This window comes from Streptomyces colwelliae (assembly GCF_048158785.1).
In the GTDB taxonomy this organism is placed as follows: domain Bacteria; phylum Actinomycetota; class Actinomycetes; order Streptomycetales; family Streptomycetaceae; genus Streptomyces.
Map to the genome: position 1 here is coordinate 1 of NZ_JBLTJC010000338.1, position 11,406 is coordinate 11,406.

Here is an 11,406-nt window from a genome sequence, read left to right on the forward strand (position 1 = left end):
CGTCAGATTTTTATAAGAGACAGCCGTCGGGGTGATCTTCCCCCGCCCTGCCAAGTCACGCACCGGACCGACCCTGAGCGCCCCACACACTCCGGGAAGGACAAGCCGCCGCCCAGTCACCCCGCGCGGCAAGAACGGAGCCACCTTGCCCACTCCGGTACCGAGAGCCCTCCTCGTCGCCCTCCTCGCAGGACTCTGCTGCGCCGGCGCCACCCGTGACGTACCGGAACCCTTCTGGACCGCCCCCGACTCCCGAGCCGCCCAACAGGCAGCCGCCTGGCGCGAGGCCGGCCGGACAGCAGACGCCACGCTGATGGACCGCATCGCCGCAAGACCCGAGGCCGAGTGGCTCAACGGACCCGACCCCGGCCCAGTCGTCCGCGCCCGCACCACCGCCGCCGCCCGAGCCGGCCGCACCGCCGTACTCGTCGCGTACTACATCCCGAACCGTGACTGCGGCCAGTACTCCCTCGGCGGCGCCCCCACCGCGACGGCCTACCGCGCCTGGATCGACGAGTTCGCGACCGCCCTCGGCGACCGGGGCGCCTACGTGATCGTCGAACCGGACGCGGTCGCCCAGGTGGTCGCCGGCTGCACCCGGGTCACGGCGAGCGAACGCTACGCACTGCTCGCCCACGCCGTGGACCGCCTCAAACGCCAACCGCACACCCACGTCTACCTCGACGCCGGCAACTCCAGCTGGATCCCCGAGGCCTGGCGACTGGTCGCCGCGCTCAAGGCGTCCGGGGTCGCCCGAGCCGACGGCGTCGCCCTGAACGTCTCCAACTACCAGACGAACAAGGCGAGTTCGACGTACGGCGACGAACTCTCCAAGGACCTCACCGGCAAGCACTACGTCATCGACAGCAGCCGCAACGGCAACGGCCCCTACACCGGCACCGACGCGTGGTGCAATCCACCCGGCCGCGCCCTGGGCACCCCGCCGACGACCCGCACGGACGACCCTCTCCTCGACGCCTACCTGTGGATCAAACGCCCCGGAGAGTCCGACGGCACCTGCCGGGGCGGCCCGGCGGCAGGCTGGTGGTGGCCGTCGAACGCCCTCGAACTGGCTCGCAACGCCCGCCCCTGACTCGCGACTTGTGGCTGGCGGCTCTCGGCTTACGGCTCTTGGCTTACGGCTTGGGCTCCCACACATACCGCACGTCCGGCTCCCGCTCCTCGTTGGTGCTGCCGTCCGTGAACTCGACGGCGACGAAGCCGTGCCGCTCGTAGAACCGGTGGGCGGGCTTGTTGACCTGGAAGGTCCACAACTCCAGGCCCCCTGGACTCCGTTCCTTCGCGAGCGCGACGAAGCGGTCCCCGAGCCCCCGCCCGCGCCAGTCCGGTTCGAGGTACAGCTGGGACAGCACATCGCCGTTGACCACCATCAGCCCCACGATCCCGCCGCCGTCCCCCGCGTCGGCCACCCAGATATCCCGCAACGGCACGACGACGTCCCGGAAGTAGTCCCGCACGTCGTCGGCGGACCGTGGACTGACGACGGTCGGCAGCGCGGCGGCGAACGAACGCAGCCACACGTCCGCTGCGGGGCGCGCGTCGGGGCCGGCCGCCCGGCGGATCGTGACGTCGGCTTCGGAGTCGGCTTCGGCTTCGGAGTCGGAGTTCACGACTGCGCCACCTCTCCGTCCCCCTCTCCCCCTTCCGGTACGACGGCTGTCGCCGTGATCTCTACGAGTTGCCCGGTGTACCCGAGGCAGGCCACACCGACGAGCGTGGACGAATGCGGTCCCACGCTGAGCCCGGACGCCTCGACCACCTCCCACACGGCGGACAACACCGAGGGCTCGCTACTCACGACATACACGTCCGTCGCGACGACCTGCCCCAAGTCGCTGCCGACCGCCCGCAGTTGCTCACCGAGATTCACCAGCACCTGCTCGGCCTGACGCACCGCGTCGTCCGCGCCCACCACCTTGCCGTCGACGTCGAGCGGGACCGCCCCGGCGAGAAAGGCGAGCTTCGTGCCTGCTTCGACGACGGTGGCGTGGGAGTAGGTGGGTGGTGGGAAGAGGGCGGGGACGGTGACGCGTTCGAGCACGGGGTCTCCCAGGGGACGGTCGGTCGGCAGTCGGCAGTCGGCAGTTGGTGATTGGCGGTGGGCGGTGGACGCGATGCGGGCGTCAGCCGATCACAAGGACGACGGCGCCCGCATCCGAATTTCCGCTTTCCGCCAGAGAACCCGGGGGCCGAGGGCGCAGGGGAACATCGCTCAGGCACGTCATTCCGGAGGTGGACCGCCCTCCCGTTCAAACAGCTGGCGTTCGCCTTCCTGGGCGAGGACCGGGTACGCCTCGGTGTACTCGGCCGCCGGCTCGGCCGCGATGCGCGCCAGCACCTCCCGCCGCCTGCGCCGAGCGGCGTCCCGCGCCGCGGCCGACCTTCGCGCGGCAGCCGCCGAAACGGCCCGGAACTCCTCGCTCCGCTCAGCGGTCTCGACCCGTTCGACGCGGTACAGGCGGATCCGCGGAGCCGCCTGAGAATGCGGACTGACCCGCAACAGGTCGGGTTCACCGAGCAGTTGACGCACCATCCCGGCCGTCCATCCCCGCGCGCGCAACCCGGCCACGGAGAGATGCGTGCGAGCGGCGTGCGAGTCACCGCCGCCCGCCGCGTCCCACCCCTGCCCCTGCCCCTGCCCCTGCCCCTGCCTCTGCCCTTGCCTCTGATCCTGACCCTGTTCCTGTGGGCTCTCGTCCGTCTCGTGCGCTGCCATCGGCCGCTCCCCCGTGGTGACTCTCAGTGACCACTCCAGTGAAGCGCGTACCACTGACAATCGGCCCGACGGCCTCACGCGGCGAGGGTGACCTCAGACTCCGGAAGCGTCCGGAGCGGCAGGACCTGTTTGATCAGGGTCTGTTTGAACCGCCGGGGGGGGGGTGCTCCGATTCGCCCTTGCCGCCGCATCCTCGGGAGTGCGCGGTGCGGGCAGGTCGATGAGGTCGCCGACCTCGGCCACCTCCTGCAAGGTCCGCGCCAATGACCTCAGCACACCCCGCACCTCCGCGATCGCACCACGCAGGGCGGCCGCGTGTTCCCACTCCCGTTCCCACGCCACCGGATCGCGTCCTTCGGGCCGCTGGGACTCGTAGGCGGCGAGGCGGGGATGCCAGGTCGCGAGGAGGGGGCGCAGGACGCGGTTGAGGACGGTGACCGCGAGAACGGCGAAGCTGACGTGACCAGGGGCACGGGCGGGGCGATCTGGGGCCCGTGGCGGTGGAGGATGTCGCGGGTGGTGCCGAAGAACGTGTAGAAGGAGGACAGTGCCTCGCGCAGGAAGCCCTCGTCGGCGGCGAGTTCCTCGACCGACACGCGGGTGACAAGCTGTAGGTACAGCTCCCAGGCCGCGCTGCGCTCCGCGTCGGCCGGTTCCCAGGTGCCGGAGATCTCGCCGACGAACAGGATCGTCAGTCTGGCCGTGATCTGTGACGGACCGCCCGGACCCGCCGCCTGCGCTGCCTGTGTCTCATGATCGCCCTCCCCGGTACCCGCAGTAGGGTAAGCCGTCGTGTGGGATGTCTTCCTCAGCTACAGCCGCGGTGATGTGGAGCGGGTCCGACCGCTCGCGCAGGTGCTGCGCGACGGCGGCCTTGAGGTGTTCACCGACGAGACCGAGGTCGCCTCCTTCGCCGGCATCAGCGACACCATCCGACGCGAACTGGCCCGCTCCAAGGCGCTGCTCGCCTACTACTCCACCGGCTACCCCGAACGCGAGGCCTGCCAATGGGAGTTGACGACGGCCTATCTGGCGGGCCTGGGGGAGGGCGATCCGCGCGGCCGCGTCATGGTGGTCAACCCCGAGGCGACCTCCGACCACATCCACCCCGTCGAACTCCGCGACGCCCGGCACGCCTCGGCCGACGACCCCGCCGCCCTGGTGGCCGACGTACGCGAGCACGTCGCCCGCCTCGACGGCTCGATGGCCATCCAGGAACGTGCCGTACGACGCTGGCTGTTGGGCTCCCCGGAGCCGCGCCTCGACTTCCTGGGCCGCCTCTCCGAACTCTGGCAGGTGCACTCCGCCCTGCACGCCCACTCCGCGCCCCTGGTCACCGGCCGCGACGCCCCGCGTGCCGTACAGATCCGCGGCATGGCCGGCATCGGCAAGTCGGCGCTCGCCCAGGAGTACGCCCTCCGCTTCGAGGCGGCCTACCCGGGCGGTGTCTTCTGGGTGAGCGGGCAGGCGTACGACGACTCCGTGCGGGCCCTTTCCGACTCCGCCGCCACGTCCTTCGGTGCCGACGGGCCGTTCCTGTGGATCGTCGACTCCGTCCCCGCCGACCGGCTCACCGCCCGCGACATCGCCGCGATGGCGGCGCCCCACCCGCGCGGCCGCACCGTCTTCACCCTGCGCAGCCGCGCCTACGCCGGAATCGGCACCCCCGTAGACCTGGAACCGCTCGACGCCCTCCACGCGCGCGTGCTCGTCGGCGGTGACGAGGCGCTGGCCGAGGCGGTGGAGGGACATCCGCTCGCCCTCGGACTCCTGGGGCGCGCGATCCGGGCCGGGCACCGGCCGCGCGAGCTGTACGACCGGCTGCACGCGCGCGGGGGATCGCTTCTCGACACGCTCGCCGGGACGGACGTGACCGGCGCTCTCGTACGGGACGTGGACACGGCGGAGGCCGCCGACGTCCTGCGCTGCGCCGCCGTACTGCACCCGTTGCCGCTGACGGTGGAGGACGCGGAGCGTGTGCTCGCCGCCGTCGACCGGGTGCCCAGGGCTGTCGCCGCCCGGCGGGCCGGGAACGGTGTCGCCGAACTGCGTGTACGCGGTCTGCTGGCGCCGGTGGCCGACGGCGGCTGGCGGCTCCACCCGGTCACCCTGCACGCCTGGCACCACCACGACCCGGCCCTCCTCCAACACGGCCTGGACGCGGCCGACTTCGACGAGCAGTCGGGCAGCGAGATTGTCGACCGCACAAAGACGGCGGGCGACGCGGTGACCCCGGCGCAGGGCGGTACGGCCGAACTGGTCTACCGGCACGGCGACTTCGGCACCGGTGTCACGGAGGTGACCGTCGAGGTGGCGGGCGAGGGGGTCGTGGAACTGTCCCTGGACGGCGGCCCGGCGCTCGCCCAACTCGCCCTGCCCGCACCCACATCGGGCCCGTACGACTACACCACGCTCGCCGCCGGGATCGTCGCCGAGGGCGTGCACGATGTGCACCTGAAGCTGCGCGGCCCACTGCGGCTCGCGCATGTCGGCTTCTTCGGCTGAGGGTCCGGAGAGGTCGACACGCCGGTCCGGGAGGACCGGCACCAAAGAAGGGGCCCGGCACCGGAAGGCATCGGTGCCGGGCCCCTTTCGGGGAGGCTATATGAAAATGGATCCCATTAGCTAGGGCCGGCGGGTGAGACGACGGTCAGAGCGACCGTCCTCGTCCGGAGAACGCTCAGAGCGCGAGGCCCGTGAGCACCAGCACCCGCTCGTAGGTGTAGTCGTCCATCGCGAACTTGACGCCCTCGCGGCCGACACCGGACTGCTTGGCACCGCCGTACGGCATCTGGTCGGCGCGGTAGGACGGGACGTCGCCGATGACGACACCGCCGACCTCAAGCGCGCGGTGGGCGCGGAAGGCGACCTGCACGTCGTGCGTGAACACCCCTGCCTGGAGGCCGTACTTGGAGTCGTTGGCGGCGGCGAAGGCGGCGGCCTCGCCGTCCACCTTCGTCACGGTCAGCACCGGTCCGAAGACCTCCTCGCAGGAGATCGTCGCGCTGGCCGGTACGTCGGTGAGGACGGTCGGCGCGTACGAGGCGCCGTCGCGCTTGCCGCCGGTGAGGAGGGTGGCGCCCGCCTCGACGGCCTCCTGGACCCACGACTCGACGCGCTGCGCGGCGGCCTCGCTGACCAGCGGCCCGACGTCCGTCTTGGCGTCGCTCGGGTCACCGGTGACCTGGGCCTCGACGGCGGCGACTATGCGCGGGAGCAGCCGGTCGTAGACGGAGGCGTCGGCGATGACCCGCTGCACGGAGATGCAGGACTGGCCGCCCTGGTAGTTGGAGAAGGTGGCGATGCGGGTCGCGGCCCAGTCGAGGTCGGCGTCGGAGGAGTAGTCCCCGAGGACCACGGCCGCGCCGTTGCCGCCCAGTTCCAAGGTGCAGTGCTTGCGCGGCACCGAGTCCATGATCGCGTAGCCGACCTTCTCCGAACCGGTGAAGGAGATCACCGGCAGCCGCTCGTCCTGGACGAGGGCGGGCATGTGGTCGTTGGCGACCGGCAGGACGCTCCACGCGCCGACGGGCAGCTCCGACTCGGCGAGCAGGTCGCCGATGATCAGGCCGGAGAGCGGGGTGGCCGGGGCCGGCTTGAGGATGATCGGCACGCCGGCCGCGATCGCGGGGGCGATCTTGTGGGCGCAGAGGTTCAGCGGGAAGTTGAAGGGCGCGATGCCGAGGACGACGCCCTTCGGGAAGCGCCGGGTGAGGGCGAGCCGGCCCTGGCCGCCGGCGTCGGTGTCGAGGCGCTGGGCCTCGCCGCCGTTGAAGCGCCGGGCCTCCTCCGCCGCGAACCGGAACACGGACACGGCGCGGCCGACCTCACCACGCGCCCACTTGATCGGCTTGCCGTTCTCGGCGGAGATGAGCTGCGCGATCTCCTCGGTCCGCTCGACGAGTCGCCGGCTGACGTGGTCGAGGGCGGCGGCGCGGACGTGGGCGGGGGTCGCGGCGAACTCGTCCCGTACGGCGTACGCGGCGGCCACCGCCTCCTCGACCTGGGCGTCGGTCGGCACGCTGACCTTGCCGACGAGACGTCCGTCCCAGGGTGAGGTGACGTCGAAGGTGTCCTCGCCGGTGGCCTGGCGGCCGGCGAGCCAGAAGGCGTGGGTGACTGCCACAGTTTCGTTGGGCATTGCGTGTGCCGGCCCTTCCGCGTTGGGGGTGCTTGTTCTAGGTGTGACTCGGTGCTTCTCGGTGCTTCTCGGTGCTTCGTGTTACTCGGTGCTGCTCGATGCTTCTCGGTCAACGGTAGGTGCGGGGAAGCGGGGGCGCGTTTGTCCGGGCCGTAGCAGTACCAGGCCGGGACACTCCAGTTCGGCAGATGCCGTGCCGCCTACTCCGCCGCGGCCGTCGCCTTCAGCGCGAGCCACAACTCCATCCGTACGTCCGGATCGTCCAGCGACCGCCCGAGGATCTCCTCGACGCGCCGCATCCGGTACCGCAAGGTGTGCCGGTGCACCCCGAGATCCGCGGCCGCCGCGTCCCACTGCCCGTGCCGGGACAGCCACGCCCGCAGCGAGGCGACGAGATCCCCGCGCCCGGTGGCATCGTGCTCGGACAGCGGCCGCAGCAACCCGTCCGCGAACGCGCGTACCGCGTCGTCCGCGAGCAGCGGCAACACGGAACCGGCGGCCAGTTGCTCGTGCTCGACGAGCACCCGCCCGCGCCTCCGGGCCACGGACAACGCCTGCTCGGCCTGCTTGTATGCGGCCGCCGCGGCGATGGGCCCGGCCGGCGCGGAGAGCCCGACGACGAGTTCGTCCTCGTCACCGGTGCGCTCCCCCGCGGTCGAGGAGGCCCGTTCGGCCTCGGTCGTCGCCGCGTACTCCCCGCACGCCTCGACGGCAGCGCCGCCGTCCACGGCCAGCACGACCAGCCGTTCCGGCCCTTCCGCTACGACGAGCACGGCCTCCCCCGACCGCGCGGCCGCCGATTCCACGACCTCGGCGAGCCCGTCCAGGAGTTCACCGTCCGCCGACTCCCCCACGATGATCCGGAACGGCGCGTCGAGGAGCCCGCCGTACAGGTCCCCGGCGACCGCCCGAGCGTGGTCCGGCTGCCCGGCGAGCAGCATCCGCAGCACGGCCGCGCCGATCCGCTCCTGGGCGGCCTGTAGGGAACGCGAGCGTTCCGTGGTGAGGGTCAGAAGCGCGATCGCGGAGTGCACGGCGTACCGCTCCGCCGTCCCGAGCGCCGATTCCGTCCCTACGGCGAGTGCGGCGCGCGGGCGGCGGCCGGTGCCGAGGGTGTGCAGTTCGACGCGGTCCTCGTTGTCCGGGCCGCCCACGACGGACGAGGCCGGGGCAGGCCGGTCCCGGAGCCGCTCCACATCGGCCGTGAGCCGGGCGGCGCGGCGGCCCGCCCACTCCGGTGCGGTGGCGACGACGGCGCCCGACGCGTCGTAGAGCGCGGCCCAGCCGTCGACCTGCGCGGCGAGCGCGGCGAGGAGTCCCTCGGGGCCGTCGGTGAGGGCCTGCTTGGTGAGCTCGCGCTGCGCGGCGAAGCCGGCGGTGACGGAGCGGTACTGGTCGGCGGCGATCGCGGCGGAGACGGCCTTGCTGATCGCGATGAACGGGGTGCGCCGGGGTACTTCGAGCAGCGGCAGCCCTTCTTCCCCTGCGGTGTCGACCAGCGCCTTCGGAATCTCGTCGTAGTTGACCCCGACGGCGAACCCCAGCCCGACGACTCCCGCCCCCACCAGCCGCTTCACATACCGCCGCATGGCCTTCGCGTCCTCCGCGTCCAGCTTCAACGCGGTGGTCAGCAGCAGCTCCCCGCCCTCCATGTACGGCACCGGATCCGCCAGCTCACTGACATGCGCCCACCGGACGGGCACGTCCAGCCGGTCCTCGCCGGCGCGCACGGTGAGCTTGAGCGCGGAGTGGTGGACGAGGGAGGCGAGCGTGGGGGGCATGGTGCCTTCAGGTGGAGGAAGAACAGACGATCATGGCGATCTTTTGGCCGCCGCGTATGAACGGGCTGTGTCGATTCTGCCTCACCGTATGGGCGGGGCGTACCTGTATGTCCGGTTCAGAGGCCGGGGGCTCGCAGATCCACCAGTGACGGCGGGGTGTGCTTCCCCTCGACCGTCGTGAGCGACAGCACCGCGTGCCCCGGCGGCACCTCGTGCGCGAGTTGGGACGCGGACCACCGCTCCCGCTCGACCTGTCGTACGGTCACGGCCTCCGTCGTGACCGCCCGGCCCGTCACCAGCTTGCGCAGGGCGTGGATGGCCCGGGTCATCGGCTGGTCCGCGAAGACGGTGTGCTGGGCCACGTCCCGGGTCTCCACCCACTCCGTGCCCCAGGCGTGGGCGAAGCGGCTGCCGTCCCAGGTCGTGACTCCCGAGAAGGCCATCCGGCAGCCGACCGCTCCGTGCAGCGGTCCGTGCAGCGCCTCGGGGACGTCGCCGAGCGTACGCAGGGCGAGGAGCACGCCCGCGTTCTGCGAGCGCAGACGCTGCATGCGCCGTACCGACTCGGTGGTCACCGTCCCGGTGGCGTCGTCGAGGACGAGACAGGCGAAGTGCCTGCGCCCGGTGTCGTGCACGACATGGTCGAACTGGGCCAGGACCAGCCGGGTGATCAGCCGGGAGGCCTCCTCGTGCCCGTGGGCCGGCACGTCGATGCGGACCCGCAGCGGGTGATGGGCGACGGCGCGCAGCGAGAACGGCCGGACGGCCGCGTCGCCGGTGCCGAAGAAGTCGGCGAACACGGGCCGGTCCAGCAGCGCGAGCCGGTCGGCGAGCACCGGACCCGGGTCGGCGGCACCGCCGGTCTGCCGGGCCCGGGCGTCGAGATCGCGGCGCAGGCCGGCGTGCTCCGGCGCCGACAGTGCCTGGCGCAGGGCGTCGAGCGCCGACGGTTCGCCCTCCAGGAGGTCCCGCAGGACGGGCAGGGGCGGGAAGGCGCCGTACACCGCCCGGTACGGCCCGAGCAGCTGGGCGAGCGCGGTCGCGGCCCGCTGGGCGCCGACGGTGTCGAGGTCTCCGACCAGTCCCTCGGCGAGGAACGCGGCGGCCGCGTCGGGGTCGGTGGTGTCGGCGTAGGGATCCAGGTCGTAGACGGAAGCGGGGTCCCCGATCCGCACCACGACGTCGTACGCCGAGTCCGGGCCGAGCGGGGTGCCGGCCGCGCAGACCGCGACGACGGCAGACTGTCCGGTCAGCGCCCGCAGCGCGAGGGACTCGACGACCGGGGCGACCACATGCTTGGTCTTGCCGGAGCCGGACGGCCCCACGACGAGGAGCGAGGTGCCGAGCGCGTCGGGGCCTAGGGCGGCGCCCGCGCCGCGATAGGCCGACGGCGTACGCTCCCCGGCCGTCCACTGTCCGATGCGCACCTGTCCGTCCAGCAGGTCGTGCCGTGCGGCACGGCCGGGCAGGTCCCGGGCTCCGGACGGGTGGACCCAGGCCGCCGCCCCCTTGCGCAGCACCGTGTCGCTGAAGACGGCCACCTGCGCTTCCCTGCGGGCGGTTTCCCACGCGTGGCCGACCCGGGCGCAGTCCACGTCGTTCATCCGGCCCGTGAGCACTTCGGCGGTGAGAAGCTCCGCCGCCTCGTACTGGCCCGCCTCGCGCAGCTCGGGCCACTGGGCGGGCAGCAGAGCGGCGGGCTCCGGCCGAGCCTCGCCCTCTCCCGTACGGCCGCGCGCGGCGAGCCGTTCCTTCGCGAGCGCCCACCAGCCGCCGAGCCGGGCGAAGGGCCACAGGACCAGCGCGGTGATGAGTGCGTACAGCGTGTCGGTGAAGAGCACCGACTGGAAGAGATCGGGGCCGCCGGCGATCAGGACGACAAGGGAGAACAGCGGGTCCTGGACCGGCAGGGGCGCCCAGCCGACACCGGGAAAGGCGGAGGGGAACACGAAGCTGAGCGCGATGAGACCGCCGACGAGCGCCAGCAGAGCGCGAGCGGGCTGGGGGCGAGCGCCGATCACGTGCCGGGCCATCTCGAGCCAGCCGCCCAGCCTGACGACGGCGTAGACGAGCAGGGCGAAGAAGACACCGTCGTAGACGCTGATGGCGTCCGCGCCCTGGTTCCCCTTGGGGGACACCGTCCCCGCCCACCACCAGTCGCTCGGGGTGAACAGCTTGAGCAGGGCCCACTGGTACGGCACCGCACCGTGGCGCCAGAAGGACCACACGATCACCGCCACCACCAGGGGGACCAGCAGACCGAGGATCGCGACCGGGGAGAGTCGCGCCGACGCCCGGTCGGCCTTGGGCGGGCGGTATCCATAGCGCCAGATGCCGGGGGCGGCGGCCGGCCGGGGCTCGTTCAGCCAGTCGGCGACGGCCGGGGCGGACCGTGGCGGCTGTTCGGGCGCGGGTGTCGTACCCGGTGTCCGCGCAGGCCGCGGCGGCACGGCCGGTACCTCCGGCGGCCGCGCCGGACGCGGCACAGGATTGGCCTGTGTGTGTCGCGCGTCCTGCGTCCCGTCGCTGTCCATCGCCCTTGCCCCCTGACCAGCCGTTCCGTCCACCGTCAGCGAGTCAATCTAACGTGCCTGGAAGGGGAGTTCACCGTTTACGCGGCCGGGCCCGCACGGATCCTCGCGATACCGGCACTGTCCACGGCGCGGCGCGGTGGGTCTCCACCGCATCCAGGTGGCGCTGTTTGGCCTCGATACGTGCGTCTTTGTCCATCTGGGCCTGGCTCTTAT

General features: G+C 72.3%; 7 protein-coding genes and 2 pseudogenes. 3 read left to right on the top strand and 6 right to left on the bottom strand.

The features are described from left to right. Positions 1-145 precede the first annotated feature (145 nt). Positions 146-1,093, top strand: a complete 948-nt coding sequence (locus tag ACNFOC_RS42425; RefSeq protein WP_416964352.1) for a glycoside hydrolase family 6 protein — start codon at positions 146-148, stop codon at positions 1,091-1,093. Positions 1,094-1,136: 43 nt separating this feature from the next. Here ACNFOC_RS42425 and ACNFOC_RS42430 read toward each other — a convergent pair whose 3' ends face one another. From ACNFOC_RS42430 to ACNFOC_RS42440, 3 genes are all read right to left on the bottom strand, one after another. Continuing rightward, on the bottom strand, positions 1,137-1,631 hold the full coding sequence (locus ACNFOC_RS42430) for a GNAT family N-acetyltransferase (RefSeq protein WP_416964353.1): 495 nt from the start codon (positions 1,629-1,631) through the stop codon (positions 1,137-1,139). Further along, the gene (locus tag ACNFOC_RS42435; protein ID WP_416964354.1) at positions 1,628-2,062 is read right to left on the bottom strand and encodes a RidA family protein; all 435 of its coding nucleotides are present in this window, start codon (positions 2,060-2,062) and stop codon (positions 1,628-1,630) included. Before ACNFOC_RS42435 ends, ACNFOC_RS42430 begins: the two co-directional genes overlap by 4 nt. A gap of 180 nt (positions 2,063-2,242) precedes the next feature. Next, positions 2,243-2,737, bottom strand: coding sequence for a hypothetical protein (locus ACNFOC_RS42440; RefSeq protein WP_416964355.1), 495 nt, complete (start codon positions 2,735-2,737; stop codon positions 2,243-2,245). A 792-nt stretch (positions 2,738-3,529) separates the two neighbouring features. Between ACNFOC_RS42440 and ACNFOC_RS42445 the strand changes: the two are divergent. Together ACNFOC_RS42445 and ACNFOC_RS42450 are read left to right on the top strand one after the other, a co-directional pair. Next, a pseudogene (locus ACNFOC_RS42445) lies at positions 3,530-3,853 on the top strand (toll/interleukin-1 receptor domain-containing protein); the annotation flags it as partial. A gap of 1,023 nt (positions 3,854-4,876) precedes the next feature. Continuing rightward, positions 4,877-5,242, top strand: a pseudogene (locus ACNFOC_RS42450) (carbohydrate-binding protein); the annotation flags it as partial. A gap of 175 nt (positions 5,243-5,417) precedes the next feature. On the opposite strand, the gene ACNFOC_RS42455 reads toward ACNFOC_RS42450, so the two are convergent. The 3 genes from ACNFOC_RS42455 to ACNFOC_RS42465 all read right to left on the bottom strand — a co-directional run bounded on the left by ACNFOC_RS42455 (position 5,418) and on the right by ACNFOC_RS42465 (position 11,193). Continuing rightward, positions 5,418-6,863 (bottom strand): aldehyde dehydrogenase family protein, encoded by a 1,446-nt coding sequence (locus ACNFOC_RS42455; RefSeq protein ID WP_416964358.1) that lies wholly within the window; start codon positions 6,861-6,863, stop codon positions 5,418-5,420. Between the two features lie 215 nt (positions 6,864-7,078). Then, on the bottom strand, positions 7,079-8,659 hold the full coding sequence (locus tag ACNFOC_RS42460; RefSeq protein WP_416964356.1) for a PucR family transcriptional regulator: 1,581 nt from the start codon (positions 8,657-8,659) through the stop codon (positions 7,079-7,081). 116 nt (positions 8,660-8,775) lie between these two features. Beyond that, positions 8,776-11,193 (bottom strand): ATP/GTP-binding protein, encoded by a 2,418-nt coding sequence (locus ACNFOC_RS42465; RefSeq protein ID WP_416964357.1) that lies wholly within the window; start codon positions 11,191-11,193, stop codon positions 8,776-8,778. Positions 11,194-11,406 lie beyond the last annotated feature (213 nt).